Origin of the sequence: Rhizobium sp. BR 314 (assembly GCF_047445805.1) — a bacterium.
Lineage (GTDB): Bacteria > Pseudomonadota > Alphaproteobacteria > Rhizobiales > Rhizobiaceae > Rhizobium > Rhizobium lusitanum_B.
In genome coordinates, this window is the sequence record NZ_JARWLA010000068.1 from 1 (window position 1) to 16,486 (window position 16,486).

General features: G+C 59.5%; 11 protein-coding genes and 2 pseudogenes. 5 read left to right on the plus strand and 8 right to left on the minus strand.

Features of this window, described 5'->3' with window-relative positions:
* Positions 1-1,055: 1,055 nt before the first annotated feature.
* From QD461_RS35205 to QD461_RS35240, 8 genes and pseudogenes are all read right to left on the minus strand, one after another.
* Positions 1,056-2,096 (minus strand): helix-turn-helix transcriptional regulator, encoded by a 1,041-nt coding sequence (locus tag QD461_RS35205; protein WP_004120045.1) that lies wholly within the window; start codon positions 2,094-2,096, stop codon positions 1,056-1,058.
* A gap of 583 nt (positions 2,097-2,679) precedes the next feature.
* Complete coding sequence (locus QD461_RS35210) at positions 2,680-3,084, minus strand: DoxX family protein (RefSeq protein ID WP_004120043.1); 405 nt, start codon at positions 3,082-3,084, stop codon at positions 2,680-2,682.
* Between the two features lie 309 nt (positions 3,085-3,393).
* Complete coding sequence (locus tag QD461_RS35215; RefSeq protein ID WP_004120041.1) at positions 3,394-5,583, minus strand: prolyl oligopeptidase family serine peptidase; 2,190 nt, start codon at positions 5,581-5,583, stop codon at positions 3,394-3,396.
* 835 nt (positions 5,584-6,418) lie between these two features.
* The gene (locus tag QD461_RS35220; protein ID WP_004120039.1) at positions 6,419-7,279 is read right to left on the minus strand and encodes an alpha/beta fold hydrolase; all 861 of its coding nucleotides are present in this window, start codon (positions 7,277-7,279) and stop codon (positions 6,419-6,421) included.
* 317 nt (positions 7,280-7,596) lie between these two features.
* Entirely contained in the window at positions 7,597-8,853 is a 1,257-nt protein-coding gene (locus QD461_RS35225; RefSeq protein ID WP_004120036.1) for a glycosyltransferase, read from the minus strand.
* 531 nt (positions 8,854-9,384) lie between these two features.
* Positions 9,385-9,495: pseudogene (locus QD461_RS35230) on the minus strand (transposase); the annotation flags it as partial.
* A gap of 66 nt (positions 9,496-9,561) precedes the next feature.
* Positions 9,562-9,760: pseudogene (locus QD461_RS35235) on the minus strand (aldehyde dehydrogenase family protein); the annotation flags it as partial.
* Positions 9,761-10,289: 529 nt separating this feature from the next.
* Entirely contained in the window at positions 10,290-10,565 is a 276-nt protein-coding gene (locus QD461_RS35240) for a hypothetical protein (RefSeq protein WP_004120034.1), read from the minus strand.
* Between the two features lie 1,328 nt (positions 10,566-11,893).
* Between QD461_RS35240 and QD461_RS35245 the strand changes: the two genes are divergently transcribed.
* The 5 genes from QD461_RS35245 to QD461_RS35265 form a co-directional block, all read left to right on the plus strand.
* The gene (locus tag QD461_RS35245; RefSeq protein ID WP_004120030.1) at positions 11,894-13,096 is read left to right on the plus strand and encodes a cytochrome P450; all 1,203 of its coding nucleotides are present in this window, start codon (positions 11,894-11,896) and stop codon (positions 13,094-13,096) included.
* 89 nt (positions 13,097-13,185) lie between these two features.
* Entirely contained in the window at positions 13,186-14,478 is a 1,293-nt protein-coding gene (locus QD461_RS35250; protein WP_004120028.1) for a cytochrome P450, read from the plus strand.
* A gap of 1 nt (position 14,479) precedes the next feature.
* On the plus strand, positions 14,480-14,788 hold the full coding sequence (locus tag QD461_RS35255) for a ferredoxin (RefSeq protein WP_004120026.1): 309 nt from the start codon (positions 14,480-14,482) through the stop codon (positions 14,786-14,788).
* Positions 14,775-15,620 carry an SDR family oxidoreductase gene (locus tag QD461_RS35260; RefSeq protein WP_004120024.1) on the plus strand — a complete coding sequence of 282 codons (846 nt, stop codon included), beginning with the start codon at positions 14,775-14,777 and terminating at the stop codon, positions 15,618-15,620. Before QD461_RS35255 ends, QD461_RS35260 begins: the two co-directional genes overlap by 14 nt.
* The coding region (locus QD461_RS35265) for a cytochrome P450 (protein ID WP_414091506.1) at positions 15,620-16,486 on the plus strand (867 nt) is incomplete at its 3' end. The genes QD461_RS35260 and QD461_RS35265, both read left to right, overlap by 1 nt.

Consider the following 16,486-nt stretch of genomic DNA (forward strand, 5'->3'; position numbering starts at 1 on the left):
AACAAGACAAGGTTTCGGGCGGGCACCACCATCAGCCCACCGGAGCAAGGTCCCTTCGCCGGGACGATGGAGCGGATAGGCCGATGAACCGCAAGCAGCACTGAGGTGACTGCGCGTCCTTAGATTGGCCAGCCGGTCCTCAGCAGACCCCATAAAGCAGCGACCCCGGCGTCGACTGCGGACAGAAGCAAGCACTCGGCGAGGGATTAAGCTCAAAAGGGATTGACTCGGGACAGCCCGTTACAGAAGGAGCGGTTTAATCCCTAACAATTGCAAACCCAGAGCATACAAGTGCCAGATTACAGCACCGCATCCAATGCGAATAACCCAATTCCGCGCGCCGCGAACGTACGAGGCAAAGCTATATCGATAAGCCGGAAAGATCACCTCGAGTACGACGCATGTCGTAGCAAATATCGCAACCAGCGTGAACGATTTCACGAAGAACTGGGCCATCTCCTCTAAATCGAGAACGTACATTAGAATTGCTCCGACGAATTGGAACGACGTAATTGCCGTATGCGATGTCGGCGGCGATTGAAAATCGATTGTTTGGATAAGACCAATTCGTTTCGCAAATGGCTATCGCCAATCCACGAGCCGCCGCAGTAATCGGCAAGCCGCCGGAGTCATGCTTCTTGACTGCTGCCACCCTGGCCGTCGCCTTACAGTAAGGGGATATCGGCCGGCACAAGCGGTTGGCGGGCAGAAACTGCGCCACAGGAGACCACGTCTTTTTGAAAGCGGCGGTATTCCAGTCCTCGTAGGGCACTGGTGCTCTTCAACCTGGCAGGTCTCACTCACTTTCTGTCGGCGGCCTGGTTATTTGACCGCTGGGTGCAGACCCAACCGAGCGTTTATCGAAACAACGTTCGGACACCGGACGTTCGTTTTGTGCCGATACAGTGTGTCCGCAATTCGCGGGTCTGCGGCTTAATTTTTTTATCGCGTACTGACGGGAGTTCCAACGCTGTGGAACCGATGGCAAGAATGACGAAGACAAGGTAGCGGTTGAAATCCAACATGATCGTTTCGCCTTGAAAACAATCGGTCCGTCATTTCCAGCCAATCTTTTTTCGTCCCGGGGCGCTAAAAGAATGCAACCCGCAAGCGCCTCTCCTTGTTTCAGACGGATTTTCTCCATAGTGCGCCCTATAAACTGCGGAAAACCTCCCGAACTGAAAGAACCCCCATTTCAGGCAGATGTCTTTCAAAAGCATGCGGTTCTCTGGATCTAGCAGGTCTTCCCGTGCTGCCCGCAACCGAAGCATTTGTAGATAGGCTGCGGGTGTCATGTCCTTAAAAGCACGAAAACCAGCTTCGAGCGCTCGGGTGGAAACCACCGCTGCGTCTGCCACCATCGGCATTGTAATCGGCTGGTCGATATTGGCCCGCATGAACTCGATCCCGCGTCGAACATGTCTGGGAGCGATCATGCTGGGTTTCTTATCCAGCAGATGCAATAGCCGATGAGGCACCATCCTTATCACCACATCGGCGAGCGCCTGCGAAATATGTGCCATGGCTATAGGAGACTGCAAAAGCGGACCATTAGCGCGCATTCCGTCGATGATTGTTTCGGCGAGATTGCCGATCGTGCGGCCAACTGGCGTTGACAGATCCAGCTCAGGCAGGAGGTCAAGGGAGCCATTGAAAGGCACGTCAAAAGTCTCGCAAATTGTCCGTTGGAATAAGGCCCAATCAAGCACCAACTCATCTATTAGATTGGCTTGCCCGTGCATCACGATGCCGTCAGGCTCGAAATTCCGGTAAAGCAGCAATTTCCCTTGTGCTGCCTCGGCGGTGCGCCGACCGTACGTAACCCCCATGCCACCGCTGCGCGGCACCACGATCGATAGATGCTCCGTTGCACCCGAGCACCATTCCGTGCGGAACTGAAACCCATCCTGATGGGAACCGGTAATCAACACGGCGCCTTCACAAGTCGAAAGATCGATCCCCCAATGGAACTCTTGGGAGCGACTTACGAGTTCAGCGTCGAATGTCCCGAAAACCTCGCTGAGAGTTTCGATCATGCTATCGAACGTTGAGCCGCAATATCGAAAAACGGCATCATCGGCGCTATTTTCCATCATGTGTTCTCCAGGTGCCAGCGACATCGATCTTGTCGGTTCATACAAGATCGTCTCTCGAGTTTCATAGAGCTTGCGACAACCATTTTTTAATTGAACATAGCTTGCCCGGCGCCCGAAACCTCCAGTGACGAGGCGGTTTATTTCCTCTCCACTCTTATCCGAGTGTTGGCAGGCATGACATCTGCCTCAGGATCTTCAGTCGCCTTCGCCTCTTAGGCGTGGACTGAAGGGTTGGCCGATTACGGCGCTCGGAGAGCGGTTGTTTTTGGTTTCGTCTACTAGCATTCGCCCGTGGCGGGTTCCACCTCGACGCCGCTTCTTGTCGACCTAATGTTGTTGTATACCTATGTCGACAGGCAATCGGCATTGTCAACCGCAAAGGTTGACGCTCGCGATCCCCAATAAGTTCGTGGTATATTCTGAATAAAGAAGGAGAGCTTCTCTAGGTCAGTCGTCACTTACTCTTCAGCATGTTTGCTGACCAGATGTCATACGGTGACTTCCCGATACGATCCAAAGCGGGGAATTCAACGATGGTGGTTCCGGACGTACGATTCTTCCCGCTGCAGTCACGAAGCCCCTCTCATATTCGCTTCATCTTTGCGTCAAAGCTCCAAGCCCCGGGCCCTGTAGAGGCCAGATAAAGAAAGATGAAGCAAAACAGGAGCGTACCATCGCCGCCGTTCGGCACGGGAAAGGCGCTCTTGCCTGAGAAATTGGTAGTCCAATAGCCGAGGCCCATCTGCCCGGATAAAAGGAATGCAACCGGTCTGGTCAGGAGGCCAGTCAGCACAGCCAGGCCGCCGAACACCTCCCGAAGGCTAAAAATCAGCATCAGAGTGGATAAATTGGCTTCGTCCCCTGCTCCGCCAACGCCGAACGCGGGGAATCCGGCTAGCTTCATGGCGCCATGTTCAATGAGCAGCAGGGCGGTAACGATTCGGAGCACGGCGAGTGCCGTCTGCGCGTGTTTTGAAGCATCCTCCAAAGCAGTCTCCAGTTTTTCCAGTTGTCTCGTCCTAATTCCGGTCGATCGGCATTCGGATCAGGACGCCGGATCGATAGGAACGAACCTGGGTTGATCAGTTCGCGCAAATACGGTGCCAAGAAATTATCGAGGGACGTAAGGCGATCTTGCGTAAGACCAGATAGGTCTTCTGAGCGCGGAAGAAGCATTGGGGCTTGATACAACCCGATTTTGTCGTGCGTGTCCGCCGCCAAAGAAACGCACGCGGCAACGGTCCGATCCTTTACTCGAACCGGATTGCAAATCCGTTCCAATCGCGAGGATCCATGCTCACTTATTGTCCATGAGTTTTTGAGACATGTAGGTGTATTCGAGCGCGTAGAGGCGCGCGCGTTCCTGCAGGTTGGCGGCAGCGGCGTGGCCGCCCTCGATGTTTTCGTAATAGTAGAAGGGCAGACTCATATCTTCGAACAGGGCGGCCATTTTGCGCGCGTGCGCCGGACCGACGCGGTCATCTTTGGTCGAGGTTTCGAAGAAAGGCTCCGGATAACCCACACCCGCCCTTACGTTATGATATGGCGAGATCGAGCGCAGAAAGGCGCCTTCGACAGGATCGTCCGGATTGCCATATTCGCCCTGCCACGAGGCTCCTGCCGACATGTGGGTGAAGTTGACCATGTCGAGAAGCGGCACCTGGATCACGGCCGCGTTCCATAGATCAGGGCGCTCGGTCAGTTGCACGCCCATCAGCAGGCCGCCGTTCGAACCACCCATGATCCCGAGATGCGGTGCCGAGGTAACCTTCTTCGCGATCAGGTCCTGCGCCACGGCCTGGAAGTCGTCATAGACACGCTGACGATGGGTTTTCAAACCGGCCTCGTGCCATTTTGGTCCGAATTCGCCACCCCCTCGTATATTGGCCAGCGCGTAGGCACCCCCCTTTTCCAACCACAACTTGCCAAGTGTTGCCAAATAGGTGGGACGCATTGAAATTTCAAAACCGCCATAAGCATAGAGGATGGTGGGGTTCGTGCCGTCGAGCTTAATATCTTTGCGCGCCACGAGGAAGTAGGGAACTTTCGTTCCATCCTCCGAGGTCGCCCAGAACTGCTGTACTTGCAGGTCTTCAGCATCGAAGCGTTCCGGGCTCGACTTGAGCTTCTCGACATTGCCGCTTGCAGCATCCGCGTAAAAAAGGGTGGAGGGTTCGAGGAAACCTTCCGAGAAGATGAACAGGTGATCGCTCTCATTGTCGCTCGACGTCACGGACAAAGTCGAATTTTCCGGCAGGGCCAATTTAAAGGACGACCAGCCATTCTTGCCGAAATCAAAGCTGCGTACCTCGCTGCTGACATTCGACTGGATCGACAGCACAAGATGATTTTTCGTCTGGGTAATCCCTTGGACAGACTGGTGGTCGTTCGGCATGAACAGCACAAGTGGTTCAACGTGCGCCGGATCGGCGAGCGCCGCGCGGAGATCGAAAGCGATTAGCGCGCCATTGTGGAAGACGGTGCCATTGGCCGAGGCCCAGTCCGACTTCAAATTGTAGATTGCCTGGCCCTTGTAGTAGCCACTTAAAGCAGCTGTGGTCGGGAATGGCAGAACGACCTTGCGGTTATCGGTGTGACCGTTCGGGTAGAAGGCTAGTTCTGTGTTGAACGAGTCGAGGTCGCGATAGGAGATGTCCATCACATACTTGCCATCAATGTCGCGCATCACGCTGCGGCGAGACGAGACGTCTTTCTTGTCGCCGCGAAAAATCTCGACCGCCTGATCGAGGCTCTGGCCCCGCTTCAGCACCTTGGTGACGTAGCCGTAGCCGGAATCCGTCACTTCGCCCGGCGTCCATTCCCGAGTCACGTAGATGGTGTTCTCGTCCACCCAAGTCGCCGACTGCTTGCCCTCAGGCAGGACGAAGCCTTCCTTAACGAACTGGCCCCTGGCGATGTCGAATTCGCGCACCACATCTGCATCCTTGCCGCCATCAGACAGGCTGAGCAGGCAGAGATTGTCGACGGGCGGCAGGCAGTTCTCGCTTCTGAGCACCCAGGTCTTATCCTCGAGTTTGGACAGCGCCTCGACATCGAGAATGACGCGCCATTGAGGGCTTCCAGACCTGTAGGCTTCCCAGCTCGTCCGCCGCCACAGACCCTGCACGTGCGTGCCGTCCTGCCAAAAGTTGTCGATCGTGCTGCCATGCGCGAAGCCGGGCCGAACAATGCGATCGGTGGCTTGCAAGATCTTCAGAATGTCAGCCTGATATTCGCCATAGCGTGGATCTTTCGACAGTTTGTTGACGGTTGATTGGTTATGCGCCTTCACCCAGACCATCGCCTTTTCGCCGTCAATCTCATTCAGATAGGCGCGAGGGTCGGCGGCGTCGTTGGGAGCGTTGTTAGGGTTGGAATCGATCGGCTTGGCAACAGTGGTCATCGGCGCCTTGGCAGAAGCCGCCATGGTGAATGCCATCGCCAAAACCATAGCCAACACCAATCTATTCAGAAATGTACCGCGCATAATTTACCTCGCCGAAATCCAACGTCCAAGCGGTTGAAACAAACCGCTCCGCCTCTCGTCTCGGCAAGAGCTGTGCCAATCAAGCGCATCTGAACTGACCCTCTGGAATCAAAGGCTTGGGAGCATGAAGGCCTTGTAGGATAAGTCGCACTGCAATGTCGCAACCGCTCCAGGTTTGTCACTTCCATATGGCTCTGAGACGATCCTCGTACTGATTTCCCCACAAGGGCGAAGGCGCGCATAGGTCACCAGGCCTGGTATTGAGTGCACGGGCGGGAAGGTGCGCCTCGCCGAGGCTCTCAGGAGTGCTTGGTCGGCCATCACGTGACGAATGGATTGCCCTGCCCGGTGATGGTGGCGAGCGACCACATATTTGGTCACGGAGCGGAGAGCGACCATTTTCGTCTCGCTAGCCTCCCAAGAAACATGCGTACGATTCACGCCTGCAAGGAGGCGCAAAGGTCAGGCGAATACGCAAATGCGGCCGTGATGGCGATGGTTAGCGGTCAAATGACAAGAAGATGGTGCGGCTGTGGGCGATGCGCGTGCGGCTGTTGTAACCGGCCGTTCGACCCGCGGTATAGAGCGCGTCATCGAAACACAGATCAGGTCTAATGCCCGCTTGGCGAGCAACGAGGCGAAACTTTCATGGCATGACAGGTCGTGCCGGGCAATCCGCACCACGGTTACATTAACGACGATCAAGCGCCGCTTGCCTTGAGAACGCCTTTACACTCCCCGCCAGATTTCATGTCGGTCGCGACAGCGGACCCTACACGAATTCGGCTGGCCTCGGTCGGCATAGCATCGCAAACCAGTCTATTAGGCACATCCGTTACATCCGGGTGGTGGGGCGCGGCCTAAGGCCGACTGCTAAGAAGCGGTCGAGCATCGCATTTACCTGGTCAGCCACCTCGATGGTATTGAAATGGCCAGCCAACAGCGTCTTGGCCAAAACGAGTTGGGAGCAGCGAACCTTTAGCCAGTCGAGATCACATGCAGCGCTCACCAGCGGCACATCGGCAGCGATGTAGGCCATCGGGACCTTGCAACGCGTTGCCGCAGGAGACGCATCATAGTTGAGGATGAAATTGCGCATTGCAGAATACGCCACATGCTGCGGTGTCTTCTCGCACGAGGCGCGGATATAGGTGTTGTGGATGCTCTCGCGCCTGGAAGGGTCGTCGTAGTCGAGGGCCATGGACCACGCGTTTTTTCGCAAAACCTCCCGATAGTTTGAGCTCGAAATTGCATCCAGGAACTGATCAATTTCGGGGCTGTCGCGAAGCGCCCACCGGGGCGTGACAATAGAATCGATCATCACCACACCAGAGGCCAGCTCAGGATGGCGGCCGCACAGCTCGAGTGCGACCGATCCACCCATGCTGTGGCCGATGATCAGCGGTTTCACCAGGTTCCGCTCGCTGCATTGCCACGCTACGTCGTCAGCAAAATCCTCGATCGTGTACTCCTGCTTCGGCGCGTCGCTGTCTCCGTGACCGCGGAGGTTTACCGCCATGACGTGCCGACTTTTAGCAAAATATTCGATCTGCGGCGTGAATATCCTGTGATCGCCGGTCCAGCCGTGAATCAGGACGAGCGGCGGACTTAGGGGCGAAGCCGATATTGCTTCGAAGTGCGCAAGGCACACCCCGGCGCGGTTCATCAGGACGGGGCTCGATTCGGCTACATTCATGGGGTTCGGCTCTTTTTTGGGCTCGCCAGCAAAGGGTAGAGTGTTTGTGTCATAGAGGGGAACGACCCGCGGCACTCAGACCGCGAGAGCAATGGCTTGCCGATTGCAAACTGATCCAGTTGAGAATGCCCGTGGCAAATGGGGCAGCACTTGAACATGATGAACTGTGAGCGGCACCAAGCCGGAGACGAAGATCGACTTGCCCGGTAGGCAAGCATCGAAGGAAAGATATCGGTGCCTAAATACCCATGGAGGAAATGCCTGAGCGCACCGACGATAAAATCGAACAATCCGAATGCACGATCAAGCCGCCCGCATCAGGTCGCCGATCCAACAATGGATTTATTTGCCACCATAGCCTCCAATTCGTCAATGAGACCGGAGGCGGCGATTTCAGCTTTGATGCCATCGCCCAAGCGGCGCGCCGCATCGCGATAGCGCGGCTCCTGTAACAGGCCACTGACGGCATGGGCGATCTCGGCTTCGCTAGCACTCGGGGGTAGTCGAAGACCAGCTCCCTTCGACACAACTCGTGCAGCATTATCCCCCTGGTCGCGCCCGTTGGGGAGCACCAGTTGCGGTAGACCGTTTATCAGCCCCCGGCTGACGGTGCCGTGGCCGCCCTGCGTTATCAAAAGGCAGACTTCCTTCATCACTGTGTCATGCGGAGCGCCGTGCAACAGATGCACGTTCGCGGGGGCGACCAGCTTCCCCGCGTCAACATGAGGTCCGATGGTCGCCACCGCGTGCACGTCCAGCGTACCCAATGCGCAAATGATCCGTTGAACCAAGTCGTCTTGACCCTGAGCGCCGGAGCTGCAGGCGACGAGCACACGAGGTCGATTGGCGTCCACAGGCCAAGGCGCCTTCCAGCTCCTTGACCAATTTGGCTGCTCCAGCAGTGGCCCAACATAACGAACGTTGTCCGGTAGAAGGTCGGCCTCAAAATCGAAGGTCCGGCTGATCGCCAGCAAGTACCGATCGGCACACTCAAATAAATCCACCGTCCTGGCCAAACCGGACAGGCCGAGGCCGGCACGCGCCTCGTTTAGAAGCGAAAGGAATTGGTCCAGGAAGCAAGCCCAATTTTCGTTCGCCGCCGCGATCGCGATCCGCTCTTCTGGCGTCTGCGGCTGCGCCAATCCGCTGGCGGCCGGCGGAATTCCTGGCAAAGGGCGAAGGCTCACATGGGGTGACAACATTGCGATCGGCACGCCAGCGGCTTCGGCGCCCAACACGGCACCAAACAACATATCGATGGCAATGACAGCATCCGTCGGTATGCGGCCGATCTCATCCTGGACGTCGGCTGCGTAGGCTGGCGCCGGGCCGAACACCGCCTTTTGGAACCAGTCCTGCATGTCTGAAAAGCAGGCAGGATCCGCGTCGATCCCCATCGGGGCACGCCGCCAGGAGACGAAGTCGAAACCCGCCGCAGCCACTTCACGCCGCATCTCTGGATCAGCCATAATGCGGGCGCTATGGCCAACCCGTTGCAGTTGTCGAGCTGCAGTCAGCAACGGGCCCAGATTACCCGACGTCCCCCAGGACGCAAGCAGGAAGTTATACAACATGCCTCACCTCAATCGTGTTTGAAGCCAAATTTCGTCGTAATCGGAGGCTGCAATAGGTGATCGATAATTGGTGCGTCGTGTCGAGTTCTGCCGCTGTCACAATCGGAGGCGGGGCGATGCAACACACTCCCCGGAAACTTCCCTCAGCGGGAACTTTCCGGTTAGAAAGATGATGCTCCCTTGCGGCCGTCACACACGTTCTAGCAGGTGCCGTAAACCCGAAAGGACTCCCCGATTGCACACAGCTCAACCTGGTCGGGAGTTGGCACAATCGGCCGGAAAGGTCTAGCTGCTTAGCCGACCTCGACAAAGGTGATATCGTCTTGCGAACTTACGTCCGTCGCACGCATCTGCGGATGGACTTGAAGACTCCCCGGTCGTCTTCAGCTCGCGGGCAGCGAACTCAATGACTTACCCGCTCAGGTTTCGTTCGACTCCATCTGTCCTGCAATTTTTAAGGCGTTCGGGGCGCTGCGTAAAATTGATTGTTTGAATGAATACAATTCGCGGCCGGCATGTCTCTGGCGTTCCTCAAACTCGCTGCTTGGCCCAATCGTCACCGGGCACTTCTGCCCTCTTCGCAAACTGCCGGCGCCAGGTGTAAATCCGCTGCGGCACCAAGTCATGTCGACGAGCAACGTCCGCGACGCTCGCAACGCCTGCCGAAGCGGGCGACGAAGCGGGCCGCGACCTTCAAGTCCGCGGAAGACTCTTGCCTCCGAGCTCGAGCGTCATCAGTTTGATTTGGGTGGATGCGATCGTTTCATGATCGCGCCGCCGGCGGCGGTCGATTCCGTAAATCTCACTTGGCGATGTCGGGATGTAGAGGTATGGAGAACGGCCGCAGTTCCGAAGGTGCAAGGACGATGGCGTTTCCCGCAGCAAGCGCAGAGACCATTTTCCATCCCGGCGGATTCCTTGACTCGCCTTTCCGAAAGCTCGCGAACTCGGATGGCCATTATTTTTCGGGTTGAGCCGCTAACGCTTCCCGCCAGCAATCAATCTCGCCTCCGGGTCCAGACGCAGTCCTCACATGGCGCCGCATCCGATCACTGGGCCGATAGCGAGGGCGAGACTGGGTATTCCGCGCAGCAGTCGAGGATACTGCCGGAAATATCACGTTCCGGCGGTTACTCCATACACCCGACGTTCCTATTCGTCGCCACCGCAAAATCCGGGCCGAAGCGAATCCGTTTGATCCGATGTGGGACCGCTACTTCGCCGCAGGCGTGGTCTGCCCTCGGAAACTACGGATCGGCCTGATGGAACCGCCCACTCTGCCGATAAACAGGAACTGGCGGCTCTGGTCAAACAGGGCCTAGTGGAGGCTTGAGCCGTATGCGGGGAAACTGCGCGTACGGTCTTAGGGAGGAGCGACCCGGCGAGGGGTCGTTCCTAACCCGACAGGACACGCCGCAGCATCGGCGCTTGCCAGATCATTCGGCTGATGGGGCGAGATGAATGATGTCTCCCCGGGACCAGCCTTCGGCAAGGCTCATCAGAAACTCCAGCTCCCGTCTCAGCGCGACGGTGCGACTTACATCCTTTGCATGCTGGTTGTCGGCGCGCACGTGATAAAATTCGCCGACCGCGATTCCCGCCGCTTTTCGCTTGTCCTCAAGCGCGGACTTCAAACCTGCCAGCTCGTCCCTAACAGCGAAGTAGCGCCGCATAACGGCGATCAAACGCAGGTCGTTTTCTGCTTCATCCATATTGGCGTCTTCCAAAATGCTTTGATTAGGAAGAAGCAGATTCGCTCTCTCCTGTCACGCCTCGAACGACAATCGGCAAGGATGATACTTTAGAAATATCTCAACTAGAGAGGATGTAAGATTCATGGCAAAGCGAGAAGAGTTCCATTCATCGCCTTCCGCGACGGCGCAAACAATCCAATTTCCTTCAACTTGAAGGGTGATACCCGGAACTCTGACCCGTGTGTCGGGTCTCCCTTTCTATTTCGTTCGCATGTAGCAGATAGCAACGCGCCCGCTGATAGTCCATTCACCGCATTATTTGAGGGAAGAACCTAACAAAGAAAAAACCGAACGCGCTTGCAGATCGTCCGGCTTTTCCCGCGACTACCTACTTCGACAGGGCAAAGTCGGGTAGCATGTCGCTAGTTGGAGCGTATGCACGATATGGAATATACCAGTCGCATTTCGCGTGCGCGAACTACCAAGGCAGGTAGGTTCCCAAGCTCGGCGACCCGACCCTGCGGCTTCCGCGTCGCATGCCCATCCGACCCGGCGAGATGTCGGAGAGCGGGTTTCATTTTCCTGATCGTTGCCGCCGACATCGGAGTGGTTTCCAGCAAACCACGCCTGTTGCAGGCAATCCGGATGCTTGAAATATCGCGCAAGGACAGCTCCTCACATTCAGCGCACGAACAGGGCTTTGTCGGGCACTTGCTCCGCCGGTTGTCGGCATTGAGACTCAATGTCAGTAACCTGACACTACGCGCCGCTAGGAAGTGCCCGCTGAGCCTGCGATTTCACTTCGGCACGCGATTTGCTCTGTTTGCGGCATCATCACCAATCGCAGTGCGATGGTCTTTGGGACGCACACGGCGCCGCGTCGCTGTTCGCGTCTGATCCGACGGTTCGCTGTGGGAATGACTTGGCGCGTGGTTGTGGACCCCGAGAAAATGCAGGGACGTGTTGGATGCGATCTAGTTTAACTGCCACCGGCGGTGTGGGACTGGTCCGGAGGTCGTGTTGGCGGAGACGTCGCTGGCGGGTAGGGTCGAACCTCATTCACCAAGCTCTACGACTAGGCAATCTATGCCGACTCCGACAGGCTCGACGTCATCTGGCACGACCCGCACCTGTCGCTCGGCGAAGCGTCGGAATTCCGCCTGGGCGCTGCGCCGGCGCGCCTAGAATTATGATGCACCTTCCCCGCGCCGTTCGTGCCGCTGGAGGACCTGGCGCTGACAATCGCGGTGGAGGACATCGCCTCCATGCCGTCTTCCGTCGTTCGCTGCCCGTCGCCTGCCAGTCACCTTCCGCCCTTTCCATCGCTTAGAGAGTGAACTGCCACCATGTCCGAACAACCCTTGCCGACGCTGCCGATGTGGCGCCTCAATCACATCGAGCCCTCGCCCGAGATGCTAACGCTAAGCGCCAACGGTCCGATCCATCGCGTGCGCTTCCCGTCCGGGCACGAAGGCTGGTGGGTGACAGGCTACGACGAGGCCAAGGCGGTGCTCTCCGACACTGCATTCCGGCCCGCGGGGATGCCGCCGGCGGCATTTACCCCGGATTCAGTGATTCTCGGTTCGCCGGGGTGGCTGGTCTCGCACGAGGGGGACGAGCATGCGCGGTTACGCACGATCGTGGGACGGGCCTTCAGCGACCGCAATATGGAGCTGCTCGCGCAGAAGGTCGAGGCGATCGCCGCGCAGTTGTTTGAGACGCTGGCGGCCCAGCCCCAGCCCGCCGACCTGCGGCTCCACCTCTCCTTTCCGCTTCCGGCCATTGTCATTAGCGCGCTGATGGGCGTGCTCTATGAGGATCACGCCTTTTTCGCCGGGCTGTCCGACGAGGTGATGACGCACCAGCATGAAAGCGGCCCGCGCAGCGCGTCGCGCCTGGCCTGGGAAGAGCTGCGCGCCTACATTCGCGGCAAGATGCGGGACAAGCGCGAGGACCCCGGCGACAACCTGCTGACGGATCTGCTCGCGGCGGTCGATCAGGGCAAAGCGACCGAGGAAGAGGCGATCGGCCTGGCGGCGGGCATGCTGGTGGCGGGGCACGAGAGCACCGTCGCGCAGATCGAATTCGGCCTGCTGGCGATGTTCCGTCATCCGCAACAGCGCGAACGCCTGGTCGGCGATCCATCCCTTGTGGACAAGACAGTGGAGGAAATCCTGCGTATGTACCCCCCGGGCGCGGGCTGGGACGGCGTCATGCGCTACCCGAGAACCGACGTGACCATAGCGGGCGTGCGTATTCCCGCGGAGAGCAAGGTGCTGGTCGGCCTGCCGGCGACGGCGTTCGATCCGCGCCATTTCGAGGACCCGGAAATCTTCGACATCGGACGCGAAGGAAAGCCCCACTTGGCGTTCTCCTACGGGCCGCACTATTGCATCGGCGTTGCGCTAGCCAGGCTGGAACTCAAGGCGGTGTTCGGTTCGATCTTTCAGCGCTTTCCCGCGCTGCGCCTCGCCGTGGCGCCCGAAAAACTGAAGTTGCGCAAGGAGATCATCACCGGCGGGTTCGAGGAGTTTCCGGTGTTCTGGTGATGCGTGGAAGCCGCTGGGGATCGTGATCTTCTCCGCATGGCCGGCGCGCCTGGCGCGCCGGCCAGATCAGCAACCAACAGGTAACCAAGATGGACGTGAAAGAAACAACCGCGGTATGCCGGGACGCCTTCGCCGAACTCGCGTCGCCGGCGTGCATCCACGACCCATATCCGTTCATGCGGTGGTTGCGCGAGCACGATCCGGTGCACCGGGCAGCGTCAGGCCTCTTTCTGTTGAGCCGCCACGCCGACATCTACTGGGCACTCAAGGCCACGGGCGATGCGTTTCGGGGACCGGCGCCGGGCGAACTGGCGCGCTATTTCCCGCGTGCGGCAACCAGCCTGTCGCTCAATCTGCTGGCGTCCACTTTAGCGATGAAGGATCCACCGACGCATACGCGTCTGCGCCGGCTGATCTCCCGCGATTTCACGATGCGCGAGATCGACAACCTGCGGCCGAGCATAGTGCACATCGTCGCAGCGCGCCTGGACGGCATGGCGCACGCGCTTGAGCGCGGGGAGGCAGTGGACCTGCATCGCGAATTCGCGCTTGCCTTGCCAATGCTGGTCTTTGCCGAACTGTTCGGCATACCCCAGGAGGACATGTTCGGGCTCGCCGCCAACATCGGCGCCATCCTGGAAGGCCTGAGCCCGCACGCCAGCGATCCCCAGCTCGCCGAGGCGGACGCAGCCAGCGCCAAAGTTAAGGCCTACTTCGGCGACCTCATACAGCGCAGGCGCACCGATCCCCGCCAGGACGTCGTGTCGATGCTGGTCGGCGCACACGGCGATGATGCCGATATGCTGTCGGATGTGGAGTTGATCAGCATGCTATGGGGCATGCTGCTGGGTGGCTTCGCCACCACTGCTGCGACCATTGACCATGCGGTCCTGGCGATGCTGGCGCATCCCGAACAGCGGCACTGGCTGCAGGGAGATGCCAAGGGGGTCGAGGCATTCGTCGAAGAAGTCTTGCGCTGCAACGCACCCGCCATGTTCAGCTCCATTCCGCGAATCGCACAGCGCGACATCGAACTGGGCGGCGTGGTAATCCCGAAGAACGCGGACGTGCGCGTGCTGATCGCCGCCGGCAATCGTGACCCGGACGCCTTTGCCGATCCCGACCGCTTCGACCCCGTACGGTTCTACGGCACCAGTCCTGGCATGTCGATTGACGGGAAGATCATGCTGAGCTTCGGCCACGGCATCCACTTCTGCCTCGGGGCGCAACTGGCCCGGGTGCAATTAGCCGAGAGCCTGCCGCGGATCGAGGCGCGCTTCCCTACGCTCGTACTCGCCGATCAGCCGACCCTGGAGCCATCCGCGTTCCTTAGGACATTCCGCGCCCTGCCCGTGCGGCTGCATGCGCAGGCGGGGCGCTGAGATGCGCGTCGTGGTCGACCAGGATCTTTGCGGAACCACTGGGCAGTGTGTGCTAACCCTGCCGGGCGTCTTTCGCCAGCGCGAACTGGACGGCGTGGCCGAAGTGTGCGTGGTGACGGTCCCCCAAGCGCTGCACGCCGCCGTGCGGCTCGCTGCCAGCCAGTGCCCAGTTGCCGCCATTTGGGTCGTCGAAAGCGCCGCTGGGGATGGCGAGCCAGCCCGGGCCGACCCTACGCCTTCTCTGGCAGAGGCCGAGCGACATGCCACGAAAGACCAATGCAATCCAGGAGGACACGATGGGACGGTTTGAGGGCAAGGTGGCCGTGGTGACCGGCGCCGGCGCCGGCATCGGGAAGTCATGCGCCCTCGCCATTGCGCGCGAGGGCGGCAGGGTGGTCGTGGCCGACATTGACGGCTCAGCGGCCACCGCGTGCACGGCGCAGATCGCGGCCGAAGCTGGCCACGCGCTGGCCTTGGCCATGGACATCGCCGATGCGCAGGCTGTGGCCGCGCTATTTGAGGCGGCGGAGCGGCACTTCGGTGGGGTCGATCTGCTGGTGAACAACGCGAGCGCCATGCATCTGACCCCATGCGACCGCGCGATCCTCGATCTGGACCTGGCGGTTTGGGATGAAACGATGGCGACTAATCTGCGCGGCACGCTGCTCTGCTGCCGCCAGGCCATTCCGCGCATGATCGCCCGTGGCGGTGGCGCGATCGTCAACATGTCCTCGTGCCAGGGGCTCAGCGGTGACACCGCGCTGACCTCCTACGCCGCGTCGAAGGCCGCGATGAATATGCTGTCGGCCTCGCTCGCCACCCAATATGGTCACGCGCAGATCCGCTGCAACGCGGTTGCGCCGGGTCTTATCATGACCGAACGTCTCCTCGACAAGTTGGACGAGTGCATGCAACGGCATCTGCGCCGGCACCAGCTCCTGCGGCACGTCGGCCGCCCCGAGGACGTGGCCGCGCTGGTGGCTTTCCTGCTCTCCGACGATGCTGCGTTCATCACCGGCCAAGTCGTGTGCATCGACGGCGGCATGCTGACGCATGTGCCGACATACGCCGATGGTGGCAACAGCCGTGCCGCGCGGCCGACCAGTGACACCGCCGAAGCGGCCGCGGCGCCAGAGAGGTAATAGACATGCTGCTCAACCCGCTGAACCGTCGGCACCGGCTGCGGGACGACATCCCGGTCATGCCCGGCGCTTTCCCCCTGGTCGGGCATCTTCCCGCCATCGTTTGTGACCTGCCGCGCCTGCTGCGGCGCGCGGAACGGACGCTGGGCAGCCATTTCTGGCTGGATTTTGGCCCTGCCGGACAACTGATGACGTGCCTGGATCCGGATGCGTTTGCGTTGCTCCGGCACAAGGACGTGTCCTCGGCACTGATTGAAGAGATTGCACCCGAAATCCTTGGCGGAACGTTGGTCACTCTGAACGGTAGCGCGCATCGGCAGGCGCGCGATGGGATCAAGTCGGCATTCCTGCCGAGGGGCCTGACCGAGGCCGGCATTGGCGAGCTATTCGAGCCCGTCATCCGGGCCCGGGTGCAGGCATGGCGCGAGCGCGGTGAAGTAACTATCCTGCCCGAGACCGGCGACTTGATGCTGAAGCTCACCTTTTATCTCATGGGCATCCCCGCCCAAGACCTGCCGGAGTGGCATCGCAAGTACCGGCAACTGCTGCAGTTGATGCTCGCGCCGCCGATCGACCTGCCCGGAACGCCCTTTCGGCGCGGCCGCGCCGCCCGCGACTGGATCGACGCGCAGTCGCGCCAGTTCATCCGCGGCGCGCGCGCGCATGCCGCGCGCACCGGGTTGATCAACGACATGGTGAGCGCGTTCGATCGCAGCGAAGGCGCGCTCTCCGATGACGTCCTGGTCGCCAACGTTCGCTTGCTGCTGCTTGCCGGTCACGAGACCACCGCCTCAACGATGGCCTGGATGGTGATCGAGCTGGCGCGGCAGCCTGAGCTGTGGGACTCCCTCGTCGAGGAGGCGCAA

Excerpts from the sequence above, each read along its gene's own strand:
- QD461_RS35240 (WP_004120034.1), bottom strand. The coding sequence starts at position 10,565 with ATGGATGAAGCAGAAAACGACCTGCGTTTGATCGCCGTTATGCGGCGC.
- QD461_RS35250 (WP_004120028.1), top strand. The coding sequence starts at position 13,186 with ATGGACGTGAAAGAAACAACCGCGGTATGCCGGGACGCCTTCGCCGAA.
- QD461_RS35215 (WP_004120041.1), bottom strand. The coding sequence starts at position 5,583 with ATGCGCGGTACATTTCTGAATAGATTGGTGTTGGCTATGGTTTTGGCG.
- QD461_RS35260 (WP_004120024.1), top strand. The coding sequence starts at position 14,775 with ATGGGACGGTTTGAGGGCAAGGTGGCCGTGGTGACCGGCGCCGGCGCC.
- QD461_RS35245 (WP_004120030.1), top strand. The coding sequence starts at position 11,894 with ATGTCCGAACAACCCTTGCCGACGCTGCCGATGTGGCGCCTCAATCAC.
- QD461_RS35205 (WP_004120045.1), bottom strand. The coding sequence starts at position 2,096 with ATGATGGAAAATAGCGCCGATGATGCCGTTTTTCGATATTGCGGCTCA.
- QD461_RS35255 (WP_004120026.1), top strand. The coding sequence starts at position 14,480 with ATGCGCGTCGTGGTCGACCAGGATCTTTGCGGAACCACTGGGCAGTGT.
- QD461_RS35220 (WP_004120039.1), bottom strand. The coding sequence starts at position 7,279 with ATGAATGTAGCCGAATCGAGCCCCGTCCTGATGAACCGCGCCGGGGTG.
- QD461_RS35225 (WP_004120036.1), bottom strand. The coding sequence starts at position 8,853 with ATGTTGTATAACTTCCTGCTTGCGTCCTGGGGGACGTCGGGTAATCTG.